Below are 25,221 nucleotides of genomic sequence, written 5' to 3' on the forward strand. Positions count from 1 at the left end.
CTGCCTTCCTTCTCAGTTCCTCTTTGTTGATGCTGAGGTGCCGACTTGATCCAGTGATCGCGTCTCGAGCCACTGCTGCCAGGTGCCAACACCCATCAACAAGCCTTCGACCTGCCCTCTCAGCTCTCCCATAAAGGCTTCGATTCCTTGCATTTCACGCTGTTCCTCTGTGGCAGAACGAGCAGTCACGACACAGCCTCTGACTCCCTTGACCATCCAGCCGCACGCATCAGGTCATCAACCACCACATCCAGCCTCTCTCCTGTTCTGTTGGCCTCAATGACCAGTGCTCGGCGTGTTGCCTCTTGCCTGGTCTTGCCTCCCTAGCTTCAGAAGATCTTGCTCTCTGCGTCTGTTCTCTCTCGAACCCACTTCGGAACATTGACCTCAACGTGGAATCATGACTTGCCTTTCATCATTTGTTGGGTAGGAGTGGCTTTTGGAGTTAGTCCCACAACTCCAGGTCGAACAATGGGGCTCGCACGGTCAGGTGGTTCATCACAATTGATCCAGATCCTGAAGTTTTTTGGCCAGTGGAGACCAGCCCTGTGGCGTGGCGCCAGAAACGTGTTGCGGAACTGTTTCGCCTTAAGCCAACATTAAGGAGTCGCCATCACCAATCTTCGGGTTCAGGCCCTTGCTGCCATGGCCGCCATCATTCGTTTCACTTCCGGTCCAGAGCCAGCATGGCGTCGTTGTCTTGAGCGTTGTTGGTGTCTCGACTGTGACATCGATCCACTGATTCTTCGTGCCCGCCACCTCCACAGGCAAGGGCTTGATCAAGAGGCACTGGCCGTGCGGGAGGAACTCCGACCGATTTTCTGAATAGTTTTTATCAATCTTCAGATGGACTGAAAGGTCATGATGACCCTTGTTCGCTCAGGTTGGTCCGAATTCCGAATATCAGTGCACACATCTTCTGAAGCTGTCTCGTACAGCAAAAGTCATCAATACCCCTGTCGGCGTGACTATTGATTGATTGTTTTGATGTGCGTTGAAATGAAATTTGGAATGTGTTGTCGCTGGTTGCGCAATCAATTGTTCAGTAGGTCGAGTTTTTTGTTGTTCTGTTTATCTGCGCCATCAACGTCTGAGAAGATAGTGCAGTTTCGATGTCGCTATGATGATCAAAGATTTTCCTGGCACTTGTGAAACGCCATCATTTGACAGAGGTTTGTGTTGTGATGATGGTGACAGCTGCTTGTTCGATGGATTACCCCTCAAGAACCGAAGCAGAGAGTGCCTGCGATAAGTGGGAAGCGAGTGAAAAGAAAGTTGATTATGAACGAGAGTTGCTTGGTTTTGAGAAAAGAACAAAATTCGAGCAAGACAATCCACGCCCTGATGCTGCTTTTTGGGACGATGAAATCAAAGAGTGGGAGAAGCAAAAGCTTGCCTTTGCGTCAGAGCCAATCAGTGAAACTATCAGTATCAATCCACGCTACTGTCAGGAAGAAGAGCAGACATCGCAGTTTCTGGGTTATCAGAACAATGAGATTAAAAATGGAACGTATCAGGATGAAGTTGGTAAAAAGGGTGAGTGGAAAGTTGTCAGGCATTTTCGATACTGATTGCCTACGGTTTGCATTCACTCGTTAGGCATCTTTCCTTTGGCTGATCAATGGGCCAGCTTGCTTTCACTTGCTTGAGAGGCCGGTGAGCTTTTCGCTGTTATTCAGGCTCGGTGATACTTGCTTGCGTTTGGATTGATTCGTTTTAAACAAACATTGATCTTGATTGTGTTTGCAAATTACATTGATAATGTTAATTGCTATGTCTCTCTGGTTGGCAATTGCAGGTTTTTGTGGTTACTCGTCGAAGATTCAGTTTTCAATATAATTTGGTAGATTTTTGACACGGTTCGCTCTTGATGTTGTAGAAATCGAAATAAGTCATTCTTTTGATTTGATGTTCCAACTCTTCGACACTGCTTTGCTCATCTTCTGAATAGCTCCTTCATAGGAATTGCAGTGTCATCAGTGAAGTTCCAGTGATGTGGGTTCATCTCCTGGCTTCGATTGGGCGATGCCATCTCTGAATTTGAAATCAGTACCTCAGGCTGACGAAGCAACGATTTTGACCCTCGTCAAGACGAACATTCATCGTTCCGACTACCAATCGGGGCCTCCCTGAGAGCTTTCAGGGGCTGCAGGTCTTGATTCTTCTGAGCAGCTCATCCCTGGCCAGCTGCGTCACTACGAAGACCTCCTGGGCCGTGGTGCCTTTGCGAGCGAGCATCTTGAAACCGCCTGTCACCGGTATCGATACACGCAACTGCAGGCCTGAGCTGTGACCGCGAACTCTGGAAATCACCCCTGGAGTGATCGTCTGAATTTCAGGGTCCTTCGCAAGAACCTTCAGCCAGGGGATCAACCCTTCCACGTAGGTGCTGTGTGTGATTACGAGGCGCCCCACCGAGAGTTGCTGTTTGATGAAATTTGAGTTGGTCGAAGCTAATGGATCTGGCTACAGAGAAGAGAGAGATCTGCCAGCCATGCTTCAATCTGTCGACAGGCTGCTTCGTGAGGTGACTGGTCCTTTGCAGGATCGTTGTGGTCCTCAGGCCCGAGTTCTGACGACGGAGGTTCACGGTGATGAGGTCCGTGGTCTGGCCTTTTGTCCCGGCAAGGTGCTCAGATACGTGCTGACAGCTCACAACAGACCCATCAAAACCACTGAGGTGCTGCGGTTGGCTCGCAGCAGCAGGCAGCCTGCTGCCTGAACACACAGCCAGATCTTTGTTTCGGATCACTCGAGCTCACTGACCAGGACCGAACTGAGTGCCTGTTCGACCTTGGACTGAAACAGCTCGGTGTTCACGCGCAGGAGCATCAGTCCTGCCGCCAGCAGACCGAACGCCTGGACGATGAAGACACCTGCGTAGGCCTCATAACTGTTCTGAGATCCGGTGAATTCGCCGAACACGCTCAGCAGCGCTCCGCCGCTGATCGTGGCGAGCCCTCTTGCGTAGGCCTGGGCCAGCCCCCAGACACCGATAAACGTTCCCGCCATCAGTGGTGAGGTCAGACCGAGCATCAATGTCAGGCTTGCATTGGTGCTGATTCCCGCTCCGACACCAAACAGAAAAAGAGCTGTACGGAAAAGCGGTGTTGAAACCATGAATCCCGCCAATACCATCAGCAAAACAAACAGGGCTGAAAGCACTCCACCTGCCAGTGCCGTTCGCTGTGGGCCAAGACGTGGTGTGATCACGAAGCCTGTGGCAGCAATACCCAGCAACGTTCCGACTCCCCAGACCGCATTCAGCTGCGTGCTTGTGCAGACATCCATGGCAAACACCGCACCGCCGTAGGGCTCCAGGACAGCTTCCTGGAGAAACAAAGCGAAGGTGAACAAGGAGAGAACAGCAAAGAAATACCCCACCTGGGGAGACTGTTTCAACACAGTCCAGGCTCCACGCAGAGAAATTTCCTGGTTGGCTGCCTGCCGTGACTGATCTTTCTCCTGGCCAGGCTTCAAACGCGGCTCCACTCCTGCGATTGCTACCACCACAATCGTGAAGATCGTCAGGGGAGCCACTGTGATCAGTCTTTCCACTCCGGAGATCAGATCACTCAGCTCGGCTGTGGCGCACGAGGAGCCGAGAAACGAACTCAGCAGAATCGCACCTGCGACGATTCCAACCATCAGCATCGACCACACGATGGAGACCAGCCCAGGTCTCTGTTTGTCCGTGCTCACGTCAACCAGCAGGGCTGCGAATGGTGTGGAACTGGCTGCAATGGCCAACCCGTAGAACATGAACACCAGTGCAAGGATCAACCCTCGCCAGATCACATCAGCCTGGCTGCCTGCCTGGGAAGCTTCAGCAAGCCAGAGAACGGTGTTGCCTGCAATCCAGGTCAGTGCGCAGAACATCGCTGCTCCACCAACAATGAAGGGTGTTCTCCTTAACCCCCGCCAGCGGCAGCGATCCGATTGCTGTCCAAACCAGACTCTGGAAAAAGCAACCAGTTGCTGACTGCCCAGAGCCAGTGCAGTCAGAGCGGCCGGAACTTCAAATTCATCGATCAGCAGCCTGTTGAAGATTCCAAGGGTGAGGACCGAGAGTGCACCCAGACAGGCCTGAAACAGACCAAGCCTCAGGGCCAGGAGGATGAACCGTGCTGATCCCACGGACTTCAGAAGCGATTGGCTGACCTTAGGTGGGGCTTCAGCAGCGCTCGATCGGAGCCATCGTCAACCCTTCTGAGCCAAGCTGCTGGTGATAGAGCTCCGCCTGCTCCAGGGGGCCGCACCAGACTTCGGCACGACCTTCTCCATCGATGCGGCGAGCCAGTGCCCAGGCACGATCGGAATTCATACCGGGAATGATCTTGCACAGGCACTCGACCACGTGTTCAAACGTGTTGACGTCATCGTCAAGCACGATCACGCGGGCCTGTGGATAACGCTGAGTTGTCTTCTGGCGCTCAAGAACCGTTGCTGCACCGGGTGATGACGAAGTCATGAGGTCTCGTGAACAGACGGGATGAATCCGCTGGGCAGCTTAGTTACAATTCCGGAAATCAAGAGATCCACAATGCTTTTCACCCTGGGCTGGGCTTCTCTGGCAGCTGTGTTCAGCTTTTCGATCGCCATGGTGGTGTGGGGTCGTAATGGTGACGGCTCCATTAATTTCTGACGTGTACGAGACACTTCAGTCTCCTCTGGTCAATCAGGGACTCGCCTTTACAGCAATAGCACTGCTCGTGTTCGTCAGTGGAGCTGTGATCTACCTGTCCACCATTGAGTGGAAGGACAGGCGCCGGCGAAGGTAACCGTTTGTCTGAATCTGCCTTCTTGAATCAGAGCTGGAATCGTTGGCGTACGCAGCTGTTGGGTTCAACGGCGACTGTGGCCGGTGTTTCCTTGCTCATCGGTTCCGGATTGGTTGGATTGCGACTGAGCAATCAGCGACTGCAGTGGGCTTATGGCAGTTCAGCATCGAGTCTGGCTGAGCTGTCCGGGGCTCTGAGTCTTGTCCAGAGTTTTCGTGGTGATCCATCGCGGACGCCACCGTCACTCTGGTCAGAGCGTCTGGGCGTCCAGCCCGCCGCTGAACTCTGGCGACGATACGGTCGTTCCATCTGGTGGCAGGGATGGGCACAGGACGGTGATGCTTATCTGATTCTTTCTTCGTCGACATTCCCCGGAGAGATTCAGGGATTGCATCTCCAGCGTGTGGGTTCGATGGAAGTTGTTGCTTCCGATGCACTGCACCGCGAGCAATTGCTGCAAAGGTTGAAAGCCGGTCAGGGTTCAAAGGCCACCCTGCAACCGGACAGTCTCCTGGGAGCCTGTCTTCGAGATCTGTCGGAGGGTCCAGGGGTGATCTGGAATGCAGATGCTCTGGCAACACTCAGTGGAACGCTGGCGCCGCTGCTCCAGCAAGGTCGGGAGGGGTGCGTTCAGCTCCGGCTCGAAAATAATCTTCTTGTCTGGAATGGAGTGATCGGTCGTCGACCGCTCAGCTCCCTCACCGGACCGAGTGCAGGGATGATCTCAGGAGGTTTCAAAGCGGGTTTGGATCAGAGCAGCACCAGTCCAAGACAGCCCAGTCCAATAGAGCCCAGTTCAAGCGCATCGGGTGGAGCAGCCCGCGATCGCACATTGCTTCAGGTTGATGGACAGCGTCTTGATCTGATTCTGGGCACGCTGCTGTCTCGTCAGATCATTCAGGCTCCGCTCGAGGAGCATTACGGAATCAATGGTGCAATGCGCAGCAGAATCGCTGATCTTCCGTTCTCCATGAGACTGAAAAGCCTCTCAAGCGGTGCCTACAAGGCTGGTCTTCAGATTCAATTGCCGATGAGCGGGAGTCGGCAGCAATGGTCCTCGATCCTGGAAGCGGTTTCGGATCGTCTTCTTTCCAGAAATTTTCAGCAACACCAGAATATTCAGGACCCGTCGCAGGGTGGGGCAAGCAGTCTCTGGCAGCAGCGCGATGACCCTGATCAGACCATTGTCGGAGGCTGGCAGATCATCAAAGATCAGTCAGCTTCCTTATTGAGCATCGGATTTGGAACGGAACCTGCCGTTCAGCCTTTCCTCGCGCCACTTTCGAAACAGCAATCATCAGCGCTGAGAGTCATAGGTGACCCGAAACGTCTGACGCAACTCGGCCTGCTGGCCGGTCTCTGGCCCAAACCTGTTCAGCGCGCATCAGCACTGAACATGGTGATCCTGCCCCTCAACAGCTCAGGAACAGGCCACTCACACCAGCAGTCCTGGTGGAAGGTCAGTGGAAACCTGACGCTGTCTGCCAAGCCTTAATCCTGGGCAGCTTTTTCAGCCTTTTGCCGTTCGCGTTTCCGTCGTTCTGCAGCGAGTGTCTCCTCCATGAGTTCAACCGCCTGGGCCATCTTCTCGAGATTGCTGCGGTACAGACCGAGATCCTTTTCCAGACGAGGCCGAGACAAACCGATCTGCTCACCGATGGAGTGAACGGTCTTGCTCAGTTCCTCGGGGTCATCACTTTCCTTTCCCTGTGCTTCGGAGAGGAGACTGAACAATCCAACAGCCACGAGGCGGGAGTAATGAAACTGATCTCCGGTCACCGCTGTGAGGCCACTGGCCAGAGGCTCCGGAGCTCCTTTCCCCTTCGATTTCAACCATTCCTGGACGTCTTCAACCGTGTGACCCTGAACAGCCTTGCTGCTCCCCTGAGCGAGGGCCTTGATTTCATCGCCATCAAAGCCATTGCAACTGCAGAGGGCGGAGAACAGCGGGTCAAGCTGGTTCTCCGGGCGATACCCCTTTGTAAAGGCCTGGAAGACCTGACAGAGTCCCACTGCGAACAACGCGTTGATCGTGAAGTTGGTTTGGTGACTCAGCAGGTGAAGTTCCACCAGCAGTTCATCTGCTGTGCGTCGATACAGCGAAGGAATGACGTATGGGAAAGCGGTGTGAAATGCTTTCTTGCTGTCAGCGATCGTCTGGGACCCAGTCAAGCTTTTCTCAGGCTGTCTTTAAGGCAAGACCATAGCGCCGCTGTTGCCGCCGTTAAGATTCAGCGAGTGAGCAGATCCAGCATGATCCCCATCGTCATTGAGGAATCCGGACGCGGGGAAAGGGCGTTTGATATTTATTCGCGGTTGCTGCGCGAACGAATCATCTTTCTTGGAGAAGCTGTGACAAGTGAGTCAGCCAACAGGATTGTTGCTCAGCTGCTGTTTCTCGAAGCTGAGGATCCTGAAAAGGATATCTACCTCTATATCAATTCACCGGGCGGCTCCGTCTATGACGGTCTCGGGATTTTTGACACCATGCAACACATCAAGCCTGATGTTCAAACGGTTTGTGTTGGTCTGGCCGCCAGCATGGGTGCATTCCTTCTGTGTGCCGGAACCAAAGGCAAACGCAGCAGTCTTCAGCATTCACGCATCATGATTCACCAACCACTCGGTGGTGCAAGGGGGCAGGCCAGTGATATTCGTATACAGGCAGATGAAATTCTTTTTCTGAAAGATCGCTTAAACAAGGAACTTGCTGATAGGACCAGTCAGCCTCTCGATAAAATTCAGGCAGATACAGATCGGGATTTCTTTATGTCTCCTTCAGAAGCCAAGGATTATGGTTTGATCGACAGCGTGATTGATAAGCGACCGGTACATTCAGTTTGAACTCCAATTCCGGTTTTAAAAAAGCTTCCTTTCATGGAAGCTTTTTTAGTTTCTGATGATTCAACAGAGGCGAATAAGTCAATAAAAAACCCAGTCACATGAGGTGACTGGGCAAAATCTCTTGATGAATCACTGGTTCAGTTCAAAACCGGGGAGAAGCGATCCTTCTCAGGGATTGTGGTGTAATTCGAGAGAACTTCACGGAATTCATCTCCATCCATGGTTTCTTTTTCAATCAGGAGCTCAACAAGACGATCCATCGCTTCGCGCTGACCCTGAACAAGGCTGAGTGTTTCTTCGTAGCACTGCATCACGATGCCACGAACCTGTTCGTCAATCTGTTTCGAAGTGCCCTCGGAGGTGTCACTGCGAGTCATCAGATCTCTGCCGATGAACACCTCCTGGCTTCCTCCCTCGGTTGACATCTGTCCAAGGCCGCTCATCCCGTAGCGGGTCACCATCTGCCGAGCGATTGAAGCAACCATCTGGATGTCTCCACCAGCGCCCGTGGTGACTTCTGCGTATCCGAACACCACATCTTCAGCAGCGCGACCACCAAGGGCACCCATGATCCGTGCTTTGAGCTGAGAACGGGACACCAGCATCTGCTCTTCGTCAGGGGAAAACCAGGTCAGACCCTGTGCTTGCCCTCGTGGAATCAGGGTTACTTTCTGGACGGGGTCATGGTCCTTGACAAGACTTCCGACGAGAGCGTGCCCAACCTCGTGATAAGCGATCAGTCGCTTACTGCGTCCGTCGGTCAACGGGTGACCTTCCAGTCCCGCAATGATCCGATCAACGGCATCATCAATCTCAGCAAGACTAATGGTTTCCTTGCGGCGACGGGCTGTGAGGATTGCTGCCTCATTGAGGAGGTTGGCCAGATCGGCACCCGTGAAACCAGGTGTTCTGCGTGCAATGCTTTCGAGTGAAAGATCTTCTGCGAGTTTCTTGTTGCGTGAATGCACCTTGAGAATGGACAGACGTCCCTTGATGTCAGGAGCATCGACAGTCACCTGACGATCGAAACGACCAGGACGCATCAAGGCCGAATCAAGGACATCCGGGCGGTTTGTGGCCGCAATGATGATGATTCCACTGTTGCCCTCAAAACCATCCATCTCCGTGAGCAGCTGGTTGAGTGTTTGCTCACGTTCGTCATTTCCTCCACCGATTCCAGCTCCACGCTGGCGGCCGACCGCATCAATCTCGTCGATGAAGATCAGGCAGGGACTGTTCTCTTTCGCTCGCTTGAACAAATCCCTCACTCTGCTGGCTCCGACGCCAACAAACATCTCCACGAATTCAGAACCTGAAAGCGAGAAGAACGGAACACCTGCCTCTCCAGCGATGGCCTTGGCAAGCAAGGTTTTGCCTGTGCCGGGAGGGCCAACCAACAACACACCTTTGGGAATCTGAGCTCCAACGGAGGTGAATTTCTCCGGCTGCTTCAGGAACGTCACAACCTCTTCAAGATCCTGCTTTGCTTCGTTCACCCCTGCAACGTCGTCGAACATCACACCCGTTTCAGCTTCCATTGCAAAACGGGCTTTTGTTTTCCCGAACTGCATGGCCTGACCAGGTCCGCCAGGCATGTTGTTGCCCCGTCGTGCCAGGAAAATCAGAGAACCGATCAGCAGCAGCGGGAACAGGAGATTGCCAAGAATTCCAAGAGCCGGGGGTGCGGTTTTCGGCGGATGAACATCAAAACTGATGCCCTCTGCCTTGAGCGTGTTGATCAGCTCAGGTGCCAGACCAGGCAAATCAACCCGCAATCGCTGAACTCGATTGTCGAGATCGGGATCAACAGCCTCGACCACCGCATCTCTTCCCCCGTCATAGATGTCGACCGACGTGACACGGCCCGCTTCCACATAATCAAGGAAACGGCCGTAACTCATTCTCGCTACAGCCGTGTTGCGAGGAGCCACTGTTGGCCCCCCCGGCTTCAGATTGTTCAGCGCACCACTGCCAAAAAATTGCAATGCCAGCAGCAGAGCAACAGTGATAGGGAGTCCCCAGAGAAGGATCTGCCGCCAGCGCTGATTCATGGCAATGATGAAGATCCGATGATCGTAAGAGCTTCGGGTTACAAACTGTGCAGTTGTTCTACCTAAAGACTCCGCAAAGCCGTAATCGGATCAAGCCGAGCGGCACGCCTTGCGGGAACAACACCGAAAAACAGTCCGATTGAGCCTGAAAGCCCTACGGTCAGGAGCACTGTTGGAACGCCGATGGCGGCGGGAAGAGGGGTGAAAAAGGCCACCGCCGCGATCGCTCCGTAACCGACCGCAGTTCCGATCACGCCTCCCAGGCTGGAGAGCACCAGTGATTCGACAAGAAACTGACGCAGAACATCCGAGCTGCGTGCACCGAGCGCCTTGCGTAGTCCGATCTCCTCAGTTCTCTCGCTCACCGAAACCAGCATGATGTTCATGATGCCGATCCCACCAACGAGCAGCGATACTCCTCCGATGGCACCAAGCATCAGGGTAAGGCCGCCGGTGATGGTTCCAACGATTGTCAGAGCATCCTGCTGAGAGCGAACAGCGAAATCGTCATCCCTGAGGATGCGGTGCCGTTGACGCAGAAGATTGGAGATCTGGAACTTTGCTGCACTTGTGCTGTTCTCATCTCTTGCTTCAGCACTGATGAAACTGAGGCTGACGCCGTAGGTGGGGTCGCGCCCTGTCAGGCGGCTGACCATCGTGCTGAGTGGGATATAAGCGTTTTCATCCTGATTGGATCCGAACACAGCCCCTTTGGGAGCCATCACACCGATCACGCTGAAACTCTGGTCTTTGATTCGCAGGGAACTGCCGATTGCTCCACCGCCAGGAAAGAGCTTGTCGCGCAGATCAGGACCGATCACCACCACGGTTCGTGCTGCCTGGACGTCCTGTTCGCTGATGAAACGGCCCCGGCCCACTTCAAAACTTCTGACCGGCAGAAACTCAGGAGTCACACCGAAGATGGCGGCGGTGCTGCTTCTCGCACCTGACTGCACCACTTCATTGGCATTGATCTGGGGCGCCACCCGCTTGACGCTGGGAACCTGTTGGGCAATCGCCTCAGCGTCCTCCAGCACCAGAGTGCGTGGAAAAGCCACGCCCTGACGCCTTGTGTCGTTGCTGCCCGGCACCACGAACAGCACATTGGCTCCCAGGTTGCTCAACTGACTTTCAGCAAGATTCTGGGCACCACGTCCCACGCCGACTAGCGTGATCACGGATGCATTGCCGATCACAATTCCGAGCATCGTCAACAGGCTGCGCAACCTGTTGGCCTTCAGGGTGTTGAGGGCCATGCCGACGGTTTCGGCGATGGGCAGATTGCTCGCCATGGATGACTGATCAGGCTTAGAGCATGGTGTCGAGTTTCACCGCCATGTTGCTGCCGGTTCCTCGATGTACAGCTCCCTCCTTGACGAGCAGAGTCACCACCTCACCGTCCAGCAGATCACGGGTGGCATTGGCGACTCCAGCAATCACGGGGATGCCGAGACGCTGAGCGATCACGGCGGCATGAGAGCTTTCGGCCGGCGTTTCAGTGATCACCGCCGCGGCGTCTCTGATGGCATCGAGATAGTCGGCGTCGGTATCCATGGCCACGAGGACTTCCCCGGGCTCGATCTTGGCGCAGTCGCTTGCGCAGGTTGCGATGCGCACTTTTCCGCTGATCGAACCGTTGCCGAAGCCTGTTCCACGTCCAAGCACAGCACTCACGATGCCCACCTTGATCAGATCGGTCGAGCCGCTGACGCCTGCCAGGGTGCCTGCTGTCTGAACACAGAGGTCGCCGTCCTTCAGCACGCCGAGCTCCTGAGCAACGCCCATGGCGAGCGTGAAGGTTGCGGTTGTGCTCTGCTGCGTTTCGATCAACAGGGGCGTCACGCCCCAGACAAGCTGAAGTTTTCTGGCAACTGATACCTCAGAAGTGACGGCAAGGATCGGGGTGGATGGACGGAATTTGCTGACGTTGTGAGCCGTCGCACCGCTTTTGGTGAGCGGCAGAATTGCAGCAGCGTTGAGCTGCCTGGCAATGCTGCTGACTGCGCCACTGATGGCATTGGGAATGGTGCTTGGCAGATGCGTGTCGATCGGCCGCTGCGGGTAGTCCCTTTCAATACGCCGGGCAATCGTGGCCATCGTTTCGACGGCTTCCACCGGAAAATCCCCTACAGCAGTCTCGTTGGAGAGCATCACAGCATCCGTGCCATCGAGAATGGCGTTCGCCACATCGCTGACTTCGGCCCTCGTTGGACGAGGGCTTGAGGCCATGGAATCCAGCATCTGGGTGGCCGTAATGATCGGAATGCCAAGGCTGTTGGCCTTATGGATCAGATCCTTCTGCAGCAGAGGCACCTCCTCGGCTGGCATTTCCACGCCGAGATCACCTCTAGCCACCATCACGCCGTCGCAGAGGGGAAGAATGGCGTCGATCTGATCGATGGCTTCAAATTTCTCGATCTTGGCGACCACCGGAGTCGAGAAGCCATGTTTTCTGATCAGTTCACGAATTTCCTGCATGTCCGAGGGATTGCGCACGAAACTCAGTGCGACCCAGTCGACTCCCTGCTGCAGGCCGAACGCAAGATCTTGACGGTCCTTGGTGGTAAGAGCTCTCACCGAAAGCTGCACATCAGGAAAATTGACGCCCTTGTTGTTGGACAGCACTCCACCAACGGTCACAAGGCAGTGAAGGGTCTGGTCAGCTTCATCAACGCGGTCGACTTTCATCTCGACCCGACCATCGTCGAGAAGGATGCGACTGCCTGCGGTGACCTCCTCCGCCAGCCTGTCGTAGGTGACCGTGGCAACGGTCTGGTTGCAGCGAACCTGCTTGGAGGTGAGAGCGAAGTGATCCCCCTTGCCCAGGGTGATCGGACCTTCCTCGAAGCGGCCCAATCGAATCTTCGGCCCTTGAAGATCCTGAAGGATGCCGATGTGAACGCCTAGCTCATGGGCCACCTGACGAATGGTGGCGATGCGAGTGGCGTGCTCGGAGTGGTCTCCGTGCGAAAAGTTCAGACGAAATGTCGTGGCGCCTGCTTGAACAAGGTCTCGAATGCGTTCGGGACTCTCTGTGGCTGGGCCGATCGTGGCGACGATCTTGGTTCTACGTGTCAGATCGAGCTCGGCCATCCTTGGCGCCGGAAACCAGCGGAATCTACCGTCATGCCCTCAACCCACCGATGACCCTCCATGCTGCTCAACGACTACCAACTTGAATCGCGCAGTACGGCTTGCTACCCCAATGCCGGTGAGAATCTCATCTACCCAACCCTGGGCCTGACCGGTGAGGCCGGGGAGGTTGCCGACAAAGTCAAGAAACTGATTCGTGACCGTGGCGGCGTTGTTGACGAGCACTTCCGTGAGGATGTGGCTCTGGAACTGGGAGACGTGCTCTGGTATTTGGCGCAACTGGCCACGGAACTTGGGCTCAGCCTCGAGGAGGTTGCCTCAGCAAACCTCAGCAAACTCAAAAGCAGATCTCAGCGGGGAACTCTCCAGGGCGAAGGCGATCACCGTTGATCAGCAAGTGATTTGCAATCAGCCGTACATGCCGAAGCCGCCTGCGAAGGCGAAGCTGGCAGACATCAGCAACTGCTGCATCAAGCTCAGGGCGATAAAGGCCAGAATCGCTGAGAGATCCAGTCCACCGAGAGGAGGGATCAATCCCCGGAACGCATTCAGATAGGGATCGGTGATCGAACTCACGGTGCTGAGCACAGGATTTGCCCAGTCGAGATTGGGGAACCAGCTCAGAAGTACACGCACAATCAACACCAGCGAATAAATCTGAAGTGTCTGGGCGAGAACCTGAAGGACTGTGGACACAAGCTCGGTTGCCATGGATATCGCGGGATTAATGGAACTCTATGCAGCCTGGGACGGTTCGGAGCCACCGCCAAGGTCCGGGAGGACCGAGAAGGTTCTGTGGAACTTCTCGGACAAGGTGATCCAGTAGGAGCGACCTTCACTCTGACGCTTGCGTTCGATGAAGTTCTGGTTCACGAGCTCCTTGATGTGGTCGTAGGCCCCCGAACCTCTGAGATCCACAAGGTCGGATTGGAGAATTCTTTTTTTCAGTGCAACCGTGGCAAGGGTTCTGAGTGTGGCTGTGGAGAGGTTCACCGGAAGCAGATCGCGCACCAGTTCTCCCAGGCCAGGACGTAACTGCAGGCTGTAACGACTGTTGCTCTGATTGATTTCCAGAGAGGTGTCCCGTTGGGCATAGCCCGCAATCAGGATCAGCATTCCCTGCTCGGTCTCCGCTTCGGACAGACCCACCAATGAAGACAGTTCCTGCAGCGTGACTGGCCGACCTTTCAGGTAGAGGATCGCCTCAAGACGAGCGGGGAGTGACACCATCGACGCAGCGTCCTGCGTGTTGTGACTGCGTTGTTGGTCGCTTCCCTGGTCCAAACCGGCTTCCATTGATCCGACAGGCCAACGTAACGCTCATCTCAGGGAGTGCCATCGGGACCAAGAAAAATCCTGTAGGCGGGATTGGATGTTTCTTCCCAGCTCGGATAACCCAGGTCTTTCAGGACCGCCTGCCATGACTCGAGATCATCAGGGCTGACGAGCACACCCACCACGATCCGACCGACATCGGCACCATGGTTGCGATAGTGAAAAATGCTGATGCTCCAGTTGGAGTGGAGCGCATTCACAAACCGCATCAGTGCACCGGGCCGTTCCGGGAACTCGAAGCGGTAGAGCAGCTCCTGAGTTGGCTCCTGTGACTTCAGCGGCAAACGACCTCCCACCATGTGACGCAGATGGACCTTGGCCAGTTCGTCGTCACTGAGGTCCAGGCATTCATATCCATTGCTGCGCAGGGAGGCCAGCAGATCAGAACGATCCTGGAGGTCCCTGACCTGAACACCCATGAAGATGTGCGCCTGATCGCCGGCACCCATCCGATAGCTGAACTCCGTGAGGCTGCGCTTCTGAAGGAGTTCTGACAGTTTGCGCAGGCTGCCGGGCTGTTCCGGAATTTCAACCGCAAGCATGGCCTCACGCTCTTCGCCGAGCTCTGCGCGTTCCGCAACAAAGCGCAGACGGTTGAAGTTCATGTTGGCGCCGCAGGCGATCGCCACGAGCTGCTTGTTGTTGAGTTGCCGCCTCGTGACGTCAGCCTTCAGCCCTGCAACGGCCAGAGCACCTGCCGGTTCGAGGATGGATCGAGTGTCTTCAAAGACATCCTTGATCGAGGCGCAGATCTCATCCGTGCTCACCGTGACGATGGAATCCACATAGCTCTGAGCCAGTCGGAAGGTGTGTTCTCCCACCTCTCGAACAGCCACCCCATCGGCGAACAATCCCACTTGAGGCAGACGGATTCTTTCACCTGCCTCAAGCGACAGGGTCATCGCGGCGGCGTCATGGGGTTCAACACCAATCACCTCTATCTCAGGCCAGAGGCTTTTGACATAGGCAGCAACCCCACCGATCAGACCACCTCCGCCGATCGCTACATAGATCGCGTCCGGACGCTGGTGGCACTGGCGCAGGATTTCCATCCCAACCGTTCCCTGACCGGCGATCACCTCCGGATCATCAAATGGATGGATGAAACAGAGGCCCTCCTGTTCGCTTCGTCTGCGGGCCTCCGCATAGGCCTCGTCGTAGGTCTCTCCGTGAAGGATCACCTCTCCACCGAGCTGACGAACCGCTTCTACCTTCACGCTGGGAGTGGTGACTGGCATCACGATCACGGCTCTGCAGCTCAGATGAGCTGCGCTGAGAGCAACGCCCTGGGCATGATTGCCAGCACTCGAGGCGATCACACCCCGTGAACGTTCGTCGTCCGACAACTGAGCCATGCGGTTGTACGCACCGCGCAGCTTGAAGGAAAAGACCGGTTGCAGATCCTCGCGTTTGAGCCACACATGATTGTTCAGACGCCGGCTGAGATTGGTCGCTGACTCGAGCGGGCTCTCGCGGGCGACGTCGTAAACCCTCGCGCGCAGGATCCTTTGCAGGTAATCATCCATCGAGTCAGTCTGACAACCGAGGGCTTTCGCGGGTGGCAGGTGGGCCCCGTAGATTGACTTGATCTGCCGGGAGGCTCATGCAACTGAGCGATCTATCGCATCCCAATCAGTTGCATGGTCTGTCAGTGACGGAACTGGAGGATGTTGCCGCTCAGATTCGCCAGCGTCACCTGGAAGTGGTGTCCAACAGCGGCGGCCACCTCGGTCCAGGTCTCGGGGTTGTTGAACTCACGCTTGCGCTCTATCAGACCCTTGATCTGGATCGTGACCGGGTTGTCTGGGATGTAGGCCACCAGGCTTACCCACACAAACTGATCACAGGTCGCTACTCCGATTTCGACTCCCTGAGACAGAAGGGCGGAGTGGCCGGTTATCTCAAACGCTGTGAGAGCAGATTTGATCATTTCGGTGCCGGTCATGCCAGCACATCCATTTCAGCGGCACTTGGGATGGCCATGGCACGGGATCGGCTCGGCCAGGATCACAAATGTGTTGCGGTGATTGGTGACGGAGCGCTCACCGGCGGCATGGCTCTTGAGGCCATCAATCATGCGGGCCACATGCCCAACACCCCTCTGCTGGTGGTGCTTAATGACAATGACATGTCCATATCCCCGCCAGTTGGAGCCCTCTCCAGTCATCTGAATCGGATGCGGCTCAGCCCTCCTTTGCAGTTTCTTTCCGGAAGTGTTGAAGAAAGCATGCGTCATCTCCCTTTCATGGGTGGTGATCTTCCCGCTGAGCTCAATCGACTCAAGGGCAGCATGCGCCGCCTGGCGGTGCCGAAGGTCGGTGCGGTGTTCGAAGAACTCGGCTTCACCTACATGGGACCCGTGGATGGTCATGACATCGCTGAGATGACGAAAACATTCCAGGATGCCCATCGGGTAGGTGGTCCGGTGCTGGTCCATGTGCTCACCACCAAGGGCAAGGGATATCCCTATGCGGAGGCTGATCAGGTTGGCTATCACGCTCAGTCGGCTTTTGACCTCAACACAGGCAAGGCCCGCCCAAGCAAAACTCCCAAACCGCCCAGCTACAGCAAGGTATTCGGTCAGACGCTCGTCAAAATCTGCGAACAGAATCCCCGCGTTGTCGGAATCACAGCAGCAATGGCCACCGGCACCGGTCTCGACCTGCTGCAGAAGGCTCTACCTGACCAGTACATCGATGTAGGTATCGCTGAGCAACATGCGGTGACCCTGGCCGCTGGCATGGCATCGGATGGTCTTCGTCCTGTGGTGGCCATCTACAGCACATTTCTGCAAAGGGCCTACGACCAGTTGATCCACGATGTTGGGATTCAGAAACTGCCGGTCACATTCGTGCTTGATCGCGCTGGCGTGGTGGGTGCCGATGGGCCAACACACCAAGGCCAGTACGACATCAGTTATATGCGTTCCATCCCCAATTTCACGGTGATGGCACCCAAGGATGAAGCTGAACTCCAACGGATGCTGGTCAGCTCTCTGAGGCATGAAGGGCCTTGCGCCATCCGGATTCCCAGAGGTCCCGGTGAAGGAGTTCCCCTCATGGAGGAAGGATGGGAACCTCTTGCGATCGGTTGTGGTGAGCTTTTGCGTTCAGGAGAGGATCTCCTGATCGTGGCCTATGGCGCCATGAACGCAAAAGCGATGGCGACAGCTGAAATCCTCGCTGCTCAGGGAATTCAGTCCACGGTGGTCAATGCCCGTTTTCTCAGACCGCTCGACACGGCGCTGCTGCATCCATTGGTCAGGACCATCGGTCGTGTCGTGACCATGGAGGAAGGCTCCCTTGAAGGCGGTTTCGGTTCCGCAGTGATTGAGTCGCTTCAGGACGCTGATCTGCATCGTCCTGTCCTGAGACTGGGAATTCCTGATGTCCTTGTGGACCACGCCACGCCACAACAGAGTTTTGAAACGCTTGGCCTTCTCCCTGATCAGATGGCCGCAAGGATCAGTGAGAGATTCAACCTGGTCGGTGTCCCGATTCAGACTGCCTCTGAATCGAGTGTGGAAGTGCCTTCAATTCGCAGCTGATGAAAAAAGGTGGCTGAGCCACCTTTCAACGTTGTTTTCGGCTCAATGGTGTTTCAAAGAACTCCCCGGGTTGCCAGACCGAGAATGGCCCCCATGCCAATGACGTGTCCCAGACTTGTCGTGGCAAGGAGAGAAGCATGGCTCATGCCACCGAAAAATGATGGGTTGGGCAGCTGAGCTCCCTCGTTGGGGTATTTGATCGCAGCCTTGCCGATGACAATGGCGATCACATTGCAGACAATCATCACCAGCCCCACTTTCGGAGACCAGGTAAGCGTTGCTGGAGCAATGGCCAGAAGTGGAGCGAGCATGAAGATCAGAGGCAACGATTTATCTTCCAGCTTTTAGGCACGCACGCCTAATTCTTGTAAAAGTTGTTCATCGCAGTGCTTTTTGATACCCGATCAGTCCTGCCACGATCACGGCGTTGCTGAGCGTCAGAAATGCCTCGGCTCCACCATGAAGAGCATCAACGGCCACCAGTTCAGTTCCAAATCGCAGATCAGCAACGACAGCTGCTGCAATGGTGACTCCAACAAACAGCAGCGTGAGTTGAAAGCCACGACGGCTGAGAGCGGGAAGCAGCCGACGCTGTCCCAGGTAATAGAGAAAAACCAGATATGGAAACAGCGAGAGTGCGAACAACGGTGATGGATCGAAGTCAGGCATCAGGCTTGTTCCTCCAATTCTGTTGGCGGCTTGATTGACCATGCGGCCCAGGCCAGCGTGGCGTTGCCGAGCAGGGTGAATGATGCCTGGAGCGTGACCAGCCAGCGCAATTGTTCAGCGTTGTCGTAAATGTGCCAGGTGCAGGCTGCCATTGCACTGACCAGCGCAGGAAGCATCGCCCAGGCGATGCGCTGAGTCGAAACGTTCTGTCCATCCGGTTTGTATTGATGAATCAGCACGATGGCCATCAGCCATTCAGCCACTGACGCCCAATGAATCCACCACGTCCCCAGGGATAGTGCGTGCATGTCATTTCAATGGCGTCATTCACCGTAACGGTTGGAGACTTGGATAATGGGTCGATCAACTCTTGTTTGCTGGTGAAGGCACTGCGCAGTGGGCGGAAGTTGAGGGTGATGCTCTGTGGTTATTACGGCGAGCACAATCTCGGTGACGATGCTTTGCTTCAGGTGCTGGTGTCGCAGATCCCTTCCGATTGGGAACCTGTCGTGACAGCAAGGGATTCAGAGGCCGTACAGGCGTTGGTTCCCGGGGTATCAAGCGTGAATCGGCGATCACTTTCAGACACCATTCGAGGCCTGGATCAGGTGAATGCGCTGGTTCTTGGCGGCGGCAGTTTGCTGCAGGACGGAACCAGCTTCAAAAGCCTTGTTTACTATCTCGTTCTTCTCTGGAGTGCCCGTTTCAAACGTGTGCCGATATTGCTTTGGGGTCAGGGGCTGGGTCCACTTCAACATCGGCTGAGTCGTGTTTTGGTCAAACACACACTTTCTGGAGTCAGGGCTGTGTCATGGCGAGATCCCAGCTCCATTGGTCTGGCTGAGCGTTGGGGACTCAAGATTCCAATGCTGATGGGACCTGATCCGGTGTGGCGTCATCCCTCGCCACCCTGGACAGGCGGAACCCGGCTGATCCTCTGTTGGAGACCTACTCCGCTGTTGAACAGCAAGAAGTGGGGTGTTCTTCTGGAAGCCGTCGATCGATTGAGTGCCAATGACTGTTCTGAGGTGATCTGGCTGGCTTTTCACACTGAGCAGGACGCATCATTGTGGGATGACCTGCGAAATCGTGATCTGATCCCTGAAGGTTTGGATCGGCGATCCGTTCAGATGCAGGCAGAGTCTCTGGAACAGGTTCAGTCACTGTTCAGTGAATCTGCACTGGTTATCGCAATGCGTCTGCATGCCTTGATCCTGGCTGCAACGGCGGGTTGTCCAACTGCGGCACTGAGTTATGACCCAAAAGTGAAGGCAGCGGCGCAACTCGCAGCCTTGCCATGGGTGGATCTGAACGACGCACTTGATGTCGACCGGTTGAGCCGTCAATGGCAATCTGTCATGACGGCCGACCGCAGTGACTCAGACATTGAGCAGTTGAAGCGTGACGCACAGCTGCATGAGGAGATGCTCGTTGAGGAGCTCCAAAAATTATCGGCGTGATCGAAGTCCTGTATCAGCGTCGAAGAGAATTTCGTCCTCAGCCCGCCAGGTCAACCTGATCTGTGCGGGTATCCCCTGGTCGGGTGATGTCATCATCCGAATCACGCCTTGCTGAGTCTCCAGAAACAGCAACTGGGAATTTCCCAGCCATTCCCTTGACTGCAGTTTGCCTGATAATCCCTCATCAGAAAAACGAATGGACTCCGGTCTCACGGCGCGAATAGATCCAGAGTCACCCTTCAGGCAGTTGATTTGCGGCCGACCGATGAATCGAGCAACAAAAAGACTTTCAGGATTGTGATAAAGGTTGTATGGAGTATCGATCTGTTCAATCCTTCCCTCATGGAGAACAGCAATTCGCTGTGCCATCGCCATGGCTTCATGTTGGTCATGGGTGACATAGATGGTCGGTTTACGTTGCTCCAGAACAAGCCTTCGAAGTTCTGGACGAATATCTTCCCTCAATTGTGCGTCAAGATTGCTCATCGGTTCGTCGAGAAGATAAACCTCAGGGTCCCTGAGCAGTGCGCGAGCTAGAGCCACTCTTTGGCGTTGACCACCTGAGAGTTCAGCAGGACGGTTGTCTGCACGATTCCAGAGTTGGACCAGATCGAGAATCCCCTTGATCTTGAATCGTCTTTCTGGCTTTGGAACGCCACGCACCCGAAGTCCGAGTTCAAGGTTCTCAAAAACAGTTAGGTGTGGAAGCAGTGCATAACTTTGAAACACCATCCCAACACTTCGTTCAGAAGGTGAAAGGGATGTGATGTCACGACCACGGATATGAATGGAACCAGCACTGACAGGATCAAGCCCTGCGATCAGCCGCAATGTTGTGCTCTTGCCGCAACCACTTGGCCCAACCAGGGCAAGGCATTCATTGTCAGCAACAGTCAGGTAGATATTTTCAACAATCCATTGCTTGTTGATATTTCGCCCTACATTTTCGAGTTCAAGCGTCATCCCTTAACAGCTCCAGTGGTTAAACCCGAAACAATTGGTTTCTGGAAAACCATGACCAAGAGAATAAGAGGAATTGAACCTATCACTGTGGCTGCTGCGTAAGGACCGTAGGGAACCGAATGAATTGAGGAGCCAGCAATTCTTGCCATTGCAACAGGAAGAGTCAGTTTGCCTGAGTCGCTGATCCATGTGAGGGCAATTGGATATTCGTTCCATGAAAAAAGGAATACAAGAATTGCTGTACTTGCAATTGCCGGTGAGATGAGTGGGAGCAGAATCCATCGAAACCTCTGCACCACGCTTAAACCTTCAACTCTGGCAGCATCTTCAAGTTCTGCAGGAAGATCAGAAAAGGCATTTGTCAATAAAAGAATTGCCAATGGCTGGGATAATGCTGCGTAGGGAACAGCCAGTGCAATCAGACTGTTCCCCAGTTGCAGATAGCGCGCGATTTCAAGCAATGCAAGAAAAAGAAGAACATAGGGAAAAAGTGCGCAGCCAATCAAGAAGAATTTGATGACAAGTGAACTTCGTCGCCCCATTTTGCTTAAACTGTAGCTTGAGGGGATTGCTAATAAAAGGGTTAGAAATGTAGAAAGTCCTCCTACGAACAAGCTGTTCAACAAATAGCGAATGAACGGTGGGTTGCTGTTCAGAACACTCTGATAATGATCAAGTGTCCAGCGTTGATTCAGTGAAGCAAACGGTGTGACCAGTGCCTGATCAGTACAGAACGATGTGTAAAGCTGCCAAGTCAAAGGAGCCAGTGACCAGACCAGTAGAGCGAGAATCAGGAACCGTGTTGCTTTCATCTTGCTAGGGATTGCTGAGACCTGTTTCGCGCTGTTGTGACCACAAGCCAAGTAATGAGAATCAGTGAGCTGAGGATCACAAAGCTTCCGATCATGATGGTGGCGCTGTAGCCAAAGTCGAGAAATCGCAGGGCATTCCAATAGGCGTAGAGAGCGATGCTCTCCGTACTGCTGGCGGGACCGCCTCCAGTCATCACCTGCACAAGATCAAACACTCCGAATGCCTGAGCAAGACGGAACATCAAGGCAAGGCCGAGGTAGGGAAGCAACAGGGGGATTGTGATGCGTCGAAGGCAAATCCAGGAACCTGCCCCTTCCAGCTTTGCCGCTTCGTAGAGATCAGAAGGTATGGTCTGCAGGCCCGCAAGCAGAATCAGTGCCACAAAAGGAGTTGTTTTCCAGATATCGGCGTAGACGGTGGTGATCCATGCGATGGATGGTTCTCCCAGAGCATTGAGCGATTGACCCAGCCACGATTGCGTCAGTCGATCAATAGGGCCGTAGGGAGTATTGAAGATCCATCTCCACCCAAGCGCCATCACTGTTGTGGGCAAAGCCCATGGAATCAAAGCTGATGACCTGATCAATGCCCGCTTGCGCATGGGCTGATGCAGGATCAAGGCGATAACCAAACCGAGCACGATTTCAGCGGTCACTGAGACCACTGAAAACCGTAGGGTCTGGAAGAGGTCCTGCAGGTAACGGGTGTCATGGATGAATCGCTGCCAGTTGGCCCCCTGATTCGGGATCGCCACAAGACCCGTCATCACGGAATCTGCATGGAAACTGAGCCATGTGTAGCGAAACAGAGGTAGAGCAAAAACCGCTACGAGAAACAGCAGAGATGGAATCAGCAGAATCAGCAACGGCATCAGGGAGACTCTCCTGCGGCTTCGAGCACCTGAGCTGTGGATCGTTCCGCTTGTTGCATCGCCTCCACAGGAGTTGTCATACCTGTCAATGAGCTGCTCAGCTTTCGCTGTAATACAACACTGATCTGTGCATAAAGGGGAGTTTCAGGTCTCGATCGGGCATAGGCCAGGGCTTCGCCGATGGATTGAAGGGAAGGATAATTCTCAAGGAGTTTCTGATCATTGAAGATCTCGGCCTTAGTTGGCGTATTTCCATATTTGGTATATAGATAGCGTTGAGATTCTTCGCTGGTGAGAAATTTAAAAGCTTCAACAGTCGATTCAGGATGTGCTGAACCCTTCAACAGACTTAACCCCCAGCTACCAAGTGTCGCCGCAGGTTGATGTCCCTTTTCCGCCACCATTGTTGTAATCCCGACCTTGTTCCTGACTTGACTGTCGTTTTTCTGCAATTCAGCCCATGCGTAGGGCCAGTTGCGCATGAAAGCTGCCTGACCGGATTTGAAACTCTGCAGGGCCTCAGACTCAGCGAAGTTTGTTACAGCCCGCGGACTGACACCGGTTTGAATCAGATGATTCAGCCATTCTGAAGCGTCCAGTCCTGGTGACTCGTCCAACCCGATGCGCCCTGAATCTGGTGAAAACCATTCACCACCAAAGCCGTCAATAATCTCAAGGAAGACACAACTTAGTCCCTCATATTGCTTGCCTTGCCATACATAGCCATAGGGTATTCTGCCGCCGTTCTGAAGCTTTTGACTGATGCTCTCAAGTTCCTGCGGAGTCCGTGGGGGCTCATCCATCAAGTCTGTTCGCCAGTAAAGAAGTCCGATATCTGCATTCAATGGCCATCTAAGTAGAGAGCCCTGGTAGTGATTGCCTTCATCTGCACCTTCTGCAAGAGCATTCAGATCGTCTTCATTGAAATAGTTATCAAGGGATTCAAGCCAACCTGCTTTGGCATACTTTGGTACCCACGTTACGTCCATCAACAGTCCGTCAAATGGTGTATTACCCAGGAGAAGACTGCTGATTGCCAGATCTGAGATCGCTTCAGTCTCCAGAGGCCCTTTTATCACCTCAAGATGAATTCTACCCCTATTCTTCTGGTTGAAGATCTTGACAAGTTCAGACGTTGAATCAGCGAAAGGAGCTGCCATCAATATGGAAACATTATCCGGGCGCTTTGCAAGGACAGACAGACAAAAAAGGCTACTGGAAATGAACAATATTGCTGCTGTCAATAGTATTAGTGACCGCTTTCTGATCGTGAACATCGATTTATTCCGGCAACTCAAGTGCACCCATTTGTTCATCAGCCCAGTCGGATACGGTGAAGGCTTCAACGGCTGAACTCATTTTCTCCATTCTTTCAAATTGCTCTGACGAAGGCATATCAATGGCAGAGTCAATTGCTGAGTCCATCTGTTTGTGCGAGTAAGGATTGGTCAGAATGGCCCCATCAAGAATGACTGAAGCTCCTGTGAATTCAGACAGCACGAGAACTCCGGATTTGCCTTTTCTTGCAGCTGCATATTCCTTGGCAACAAGATTGAGTCCGTCTCGCAGTGGAGTGATCCAGCAGATATCTGCCTGCGAAAACCAAGCCACCATTTCTTCATAAGGAATCCTGCGAGTTGAAAATCGAATTGGAACCCAATCAATTTTGCTGAATCGACCGTTGATTCGTCCAGCTGTTTCTTCAATGAGTCGTTGCGTATCCTCATAGATTTTCATCCCTGAGGCTGCAGCAACGCATGCCAGCATCAATACAACCTTCCCGTGTAGGTCATGTCGCCGCTCAAGAAGTCTTTCGAAGGCTAATAATAATTCTTCATTCCCTTTTGTGTAATCGACTCTGCTTGCTGAAAGTATAAGCTTCCTGCCTTTTTTTGTATCTTCGTCAATGCGTTCCGATAATTGAAGAATTTCAGAATCTTTTGTCATGGCTTGAATCACGTCTGGAGAGGTGCCGACGGGAGATGAAAGCAGACGTACTTTTCGTCCTCTGTAGTTCAACCATGGTGTTTCAGATGGTTCGGTCAATGCAGATCCGCAACCAAGAAAGCGAAACGGAACAGCTCTTTTATCTCCTTTCTCTACACCCAGGAGGCAGTTAGCTGCTCTTGCAAAATTCTCTGTATAACGAGGAATATGAAAGCCAACAACGTCGCAGCTTAATAAACTTTCCAATATTTGTTTACGCCATGGAAGAATCGAAAAAACATCACTACTTGGAAAAGGTGTGTGATGAAAGAAAGCGATTTTCAGGTCTGAGCGTTTGCTGCGAATATACCCTGGAACAAGCCAAAGATTATAATCGTGAACCCATATGGTTGCGCCTGGCGCCGCTTCTGAGCATGCCGCATCTGCAAATCTTTGATTGACTTCTTCAAAGATTCTCCAATCAGTATTGTTAACATTAAAGAAATTCGGGAAAGTATGCAGGATCGGCCAGAAAGATTCTTTGGAGGTGACGTGATAAAAACTTGAAATTTGTTCCTGCTCAAGCGGTATTCTCCTCAGCGTGAATGAAGCTGGATTCTCCATCGCAATTCTTTCATCCTCGGCTTTGGCCAGATCGTTGACCTTACGCCAGGCAATCCAGGTTCCATTCAGCCGGTCGCGAAACAGATTTCTCAGAGTGGGAATAATTCCATTTGGACTTTTCTGATCTCTCCAAACTCTTTCACCGTTTTCATTTTTTGCTTCATCAAATGGTGTTCGATGGTAGAGAATAATAAATTTACTACTTCCTATACTTGTTTTCATTTTGACAACCTCCTGCATGGTT

29 protein-coding genes are annotated in these 25,221 nt (G+C 53.6%); 10 read left to right on the forward strand and 19 right to left on the reverse strand.

Annotated features, from left to right (window positions below; all coding sequences use genetic code 11):
- Positions 1-12 precede the first annotated feature (12 nt).
- Positions 13-189 (reverse strand): hypothetical protein, encoded by a 177-nt coding sequence (locus tag SIB73_RS03765; RefSeq protein WP_413402816.1) that lies wholly within the window; start codon positions 187-189, stop codon positions 13-15.
- Positions 190-645: 456 nt separating this feature from the next.
- Here SIB73_RS03765 and SIB73_RS03770 point away from each other — a divergent pair, with 456 nt between their 5' ends.
- Positions 646-825, forward strand: a complete 180-nt coding sequence (locus SIB73_RS03770; protein ID WP_413402814.1) for a hypothetical protein — start codon at positions 646-648, stop codon at positions 823-825.
- A 323-nt stretch (positions 826-1,148) separates the two neighbouring features.
- The gene (locus SIB73_RS03775; RefSeq protein WP_413439715.1) at positions 1,149-1,571 is read left to right on the forward strand and encodes a hypothetical protein; all 423 of its coding nucleotides are present in this window, start codon (positions 1,149-1,151) and stop codon (positions 1,569-1,571) included.
- A gap of 568 nt (positions 1,572-2,139) precedes the next feature.
- Here the strand turns inward: SIB73_RS03775 and SIB73_RS03780 are convergent.
- A complete protein-coding gene (locus tag SIB73_RS03780; protein ID WP_413402810.1) occupies positions 2,140-2,415 on the reverse strand; it encodes a DUF2103 domain-containing protein in 276 nt (91 codons plus the stop codon).
- Between the two features lie 79 nt (positions 2,416-2,494).
- On the opposite strand from SIB73_RS03780, the gene SIB73_RS03785 reads away from it, so the two are divergent.
- Positions 2,495-2,722 carry a hypothetical protein gene (locus tag SIB73_RS03785; protein WP_413402809.1) on the forward strand — a complete coding sequence of 76 codons (228 nt, stop codon included), beginning with the start codon at positions 2,495-2,497 and terminating at the stop codon, positions 2,720-2,722.
- Positions 2,723-2,748: 26 nt separating this feature from the next.
- Here the strand turns inward: SIB73_RS03785 and SIB73_RS03790 are convergent, their stop codons facing one another.
- Positions 2,749-4,137: a BCD family MFS transporter gene (locus tag SIB73_RS03790; RefSeq protein WP_413402807.1), complete on the reverse strand. Its 1,389-nt coding sequence runs from the start codon at positions 4,135-4,137 to the stop codon at positions 2,749-2,751.
- 37 nt (positions 4,138-4,174) lie between these two features.
- A complete protein-coding gene (gene clpS / locus SIB73_RS03795; RefSeq protein WP_413402805.1) occupies positions 4,175-4,471 on the reverse strand; it encodes an ATP-dependent Clp protease adapter ClpS in 297 nt (98 codons plus the stop codon).
- Positions 4,472-4,543: 72 nt separating this feature from the next.
- Between clpS and petN the strand changes: the two genes are divergently transcribed.
- Genes petN through SIB73_RS03810 form a run of 3 tightly spaced genes read left to right on the forward strand, consistent with a single transcriptional unit; the run spans position 4,544 to position 6,276 of the window.
- Positions 4,544-4,645, forward strand: a complete 102-nt coding sequence (gene petN / locus SIB73_RS03800) for a cytochrome b6-f complex subunit PetN (RefSeq protein WP_066907630.1) — start codon at positions 4,544-4,546, stop codon at positions 4,643-4,645.
- 1 nt (position 4,646) lies between these two features.
- Positions 4,647-4,781 carry a hypothetical protein gene (locus SIB73_RS03805; protein ID WP_413439716.1) on the forward strand — a complete coding sequence of 45 codons (135 nt, stop codon included), beginning with the start codon at positions 4,647-4,649 and terminating at the stop codon, positions 4,779-4,781.
- Between the two features lie 22 nt (positions 4,782-4,803).
- On the forward strand, positions 4,804-6,276 hold the full coding sequence (locus SIB73_RS03810) for a hypothetical protein (RefSeq protein WP_413402803.1): 1,473 nt from the start codon (positions 4,804-4,806) through the stop codon (positions 6,274-6,276).
- On the opposite strand, the gene psb29 is transcribed toward SIB73_RS03810, so the two are convergent.
- A complete protein-coding gene (gene psb29, locus SIB73_RS03815; protein ID WP_413402801.1) occupies positions 6,273-6,953 on the reverse strand; it encodes a photosystem II biogenesis protein Psp29 in 681 nt (226 codons plus the stop codon). The two genes, SIB73_RS03810 and psb29, sit on opposite strands and share 4 nt — an antisense overlap.
- Before the next feature lie 81 nt (positions 6,954-7,034).
- Here psb29 and clpP point away from each other — a divergent pair, with 81 nt between their 5' ends.
- Entirely contained in the window at positions 7,035-7,625 is a 591-nt protein-coding gene (clpP, locus tag SIB73_RS03820) for an ATP-dependent Clp endopeptidase proteolytic subunit ClpP (protein WP_413402799.1), read from the forward strand.
- A 137-nt stretch (positions 7,626-7,762) separates the two neighbouring features.
- Here clpP and ftsH read toward each other — a convergent pair whose 3' ends face one another.
- From ftsH to pyk, 3 genes are all read right to left on the reverse strand, one after another.
- A complete protein-coding gene (gene ftsH, locus SIB73_RS03825) occupies positions 7,763-9,676 on the reverse strand; it encodes an ATP-dependent zinc metalloprotease FtsH (protein ID WP_413402797.1) in 1,914 nt (637 codons plus the stop codon).
- A gap of 62 nt (positions 9,677-9,738) precedes the next feature.
- Positions 9,739-10,968: an ABC transporter permease gene (locus tag SIB73_RS03830; protein WP_413402795.1), complete on the reverse strand. Its 1,230-nt coding sequence runs from the start codon at positions 10,966-10,968 to the stop codon at positions 9,739-9,741.
- 16 nt (positions 10,969-10,984) lie between these two features.
- Positions 10,985-12,769, reverse strand: a complete 1,785-nt coding sequence (gene pyk, locus SIB73_RS03835) for a pyruvate kinase (RefSeq protein WP_413402793.1) — start codon at positions 12,767-12,769, stop codon at positions 10,985-10,987.
- A gap of 60 nt (positions 12,770-12,829) precedes the next feature.
- Here pyk and SIB73_RS03840 point away from each other — a divergent pair, with 60 nt between their 5' ends.
- On the forward strand, positions 12,830-13,159 hold the full coding sequence (locus SIB73_RS03840; protein ID WP_413402791.1) for a nucleoside triphosphate pyrophosphohydrolase family protein: 330 nt from the start codon (positions 12,830-12,832) through the stop codon (positions 13,157-13,159).
- Positions 13,160-13,177: 18 nt separating this feature from the next.
- Here SIB73_RS03840 and SIB73_RS03845 read toward each other — a convergent pair whose 3' ends face one another.
- From SIB73_RS03845 to ilvA, 3 genes are all read right to left on the reverse strand, one after another.
- Positions 13,178-13,480, reverse strand: coding sequence for a YggT family protein (locus tag SIB73_RS03845; RefSeq protein ID WP_413402790.1), 303 nt, complete (start codon positions 13,478-13,480; stop codon positions 13,178-13,180).
- Positions 13,481-13,504: 24 nt separating this feature from the next.
- Positions 13,505-13,999 (reverse strand): SMC-Scp complex subunit ScpB, encoded by a 495-nt coding sequence (scpB, locus tag SIB73_RS03850; protein ID WP_413406441.1) that lies wholly within the window; start codon positions 13,997-13,999, stop codon positions 13,505-13,507.
- 95 nt (positions 14,000-14,094) lie between these two features.
- A complete protein-coding gene (gene ilvA / locus SIB73_RS03855; RefSeq protein ID WP_413402788.1) occupies positions 14,095-15,630 on the reverse strand; it encodes a threonine ammonia-lyase, biosynthetic in 1,536 nt (511 codons plus the stop codon).
- A 77-nt stretch (positions 15,631-15,707) separates the two neighbouring features.
- Here ilvA and dxs point away from each other — a divergent pair, with 77 nt between their 5' ends.
- On the forward strand, positions 15,708-17,651 hold the full coding sequence (gene dxs / locus SIB73_RS03860) for a 1-deoxy-D-xylulose-5-phosphate synthase (protein WP_413402786.1): 1,944 nt from the start codon (positions 15,708-15,710) through the stop codon (positions 17,649-17,651).
- Positions 17,652-17,704: 53 nt separating this feature from the next.
- Here dxs and psaK read toward each other — a convergent pair whose 3' ends face one another.
- The 3 genes from psaK to SIB73_RS03875 all read right to left on the reverse strand — a co-directional run bounded on the left by psaK (position 17,705) and on the right by SIB73_RS03875 (position 18,628).
- Positions 17,705-17,962 carry a photosystem I reaction center subunit PsaK gene (psaK, locus tag SIB73_RS03865; RefSeq protein ID WP_413402784.1) on the reverse strand — a complete coding sequence of 86 codons (258 nt, stop codon included), beginning with the start codon at positions 17,960-17,962 and terminating at the stop codon, positions 17,705-17,707.
- A 67-nt stretch (positions 17,963-18,029) separates the two neighbouring features.
- Complete coding sequence (locus SIB73_RS03870; RefSeq protein WP_413439717.1) at positions 18,030-18,362, reverse strand: DUF3593 domain-containing protein; 333 nt, start codon at positions 18,360-18,362, stop codon at positions 18,030-18,032.
- Positions 18,320-18,628 carry a DUF2499 domain-containing protein gene (locus tag SIB73_RS03875; protein WP_413402780.1) on the reverse strand — a complete coding sequence of 103 codons (309 nt, stop codon included), beginning with the start codon at positions 18,626-18,628 and terminating at the stop codon, positions 18,320-18,322. Before SIB73_RS03875 ends, SIB73_RS03870 begins: the two co-directional genes overlap by 43 nt.
- A gap of 72 nt (positions 18,629-18,700) precedes the next feature.
- On the opposite strand from SIB73_RS03875, the gene csaB reads away from it, so the two are divergent.
- Complete coding sequence (gene csaB, locus SIB73_RS03880; protein WP_413439784.1) at positions 18,701-19,780, forward strand: polysaccharide pyruvyl transferase CsaB; 1,080 nt, start codon at positions 18,701-18,703, stop codon at positions 19,778-19,780.
- Here csaB and SIB73_RS03885 read toward each other — a convergent pair.
- The 5 genes from SIB73_RS03885 to ggpS are packed head-to-tail and all read right to left on the reverse strand — an operon-like array spanning position 19,769 to position 25,217.
- A complete protein-coding gene (locus tag SIB73_RS03885) occupies positions 19,769-20,743 on the reverse strand; it encodes an ABC transporter ATP-binding protein (protein ID WP_413402777.1) in 975 nt (324 codons plus the stop codon). The two genes, csaB and SIB73_RS03885, sit on opposite strands and share 12 nt — an antisense overlap.
- Positions 20,740-21,555 (reverse strand): carbohydrate ABC transporter permease, encoded by an 816-nt coding sequence (locus SIB73_RS03890; RefSeq protein ID WP_413402775.1) that lies wholly within the window; start codon positions 21,553-21,555, stop codon positions 20,740-20,742. Before SIB73_RS03890 ends, SIB73_RS03885 begins: the two co-directional genes overlap by 4 nt.
- Entirely contained in the window at positions 21,552-22,427 is an 876-nt protein-coding gene (locus SIB73_RS03895; protein ID WP_413402773.1) for a carbohydrate ABC transporter permease, read from the reverse strand. Before SIB73_RS03895 ends, SIB73_RS03890 begins: the two co-directional genes overlap by 4 nt.
- The gene (locus SIB73_RS03900; protein ID WP_413439718.1) at positions 22,427-23,743 is read right to left on the reverse strand and encodes an ABC transporter substrate-binding protein; all 1,317 of its coding nucleotides are present in this window, start codon (positions 23,741-23,743) and stop codon (positions 22,427-22,429) included. The genes SIB73_RS03895 and SIB73_RS03900 overlap by 1 nt, the downstream gene beginning before the upstream one ends.
- The gene (gene ggpS, locus SIB73_RS03905) at positions 23,709-25,217 is read right to left on the reverse strand and encodes a glucosylglycerol-phosphate synthase (RefSeq protein WP_413402770.1); all 1,509 of its coding nucleotides are present in this window, start codon (positions 25,215-25,217) and stop codon (positions 23,709-23,711) included. The genes SIB73_RS03900 and ggpS overlap by 35 nt, the downstream gene beginning before the upstream one ends.
- Positions 25,218-25,221 lie beyond the last annotated feature (4 nt).

Source organism: Synechococcus sp. MIT S9509, from assembly GCF_047303035.1.
Classification (GTDB): domain Bacteria; phylum Cyanobacteriota; class Cyanobacteriia; order PCC-6307; family Cyanobiaceae; genus Synechococcus_C.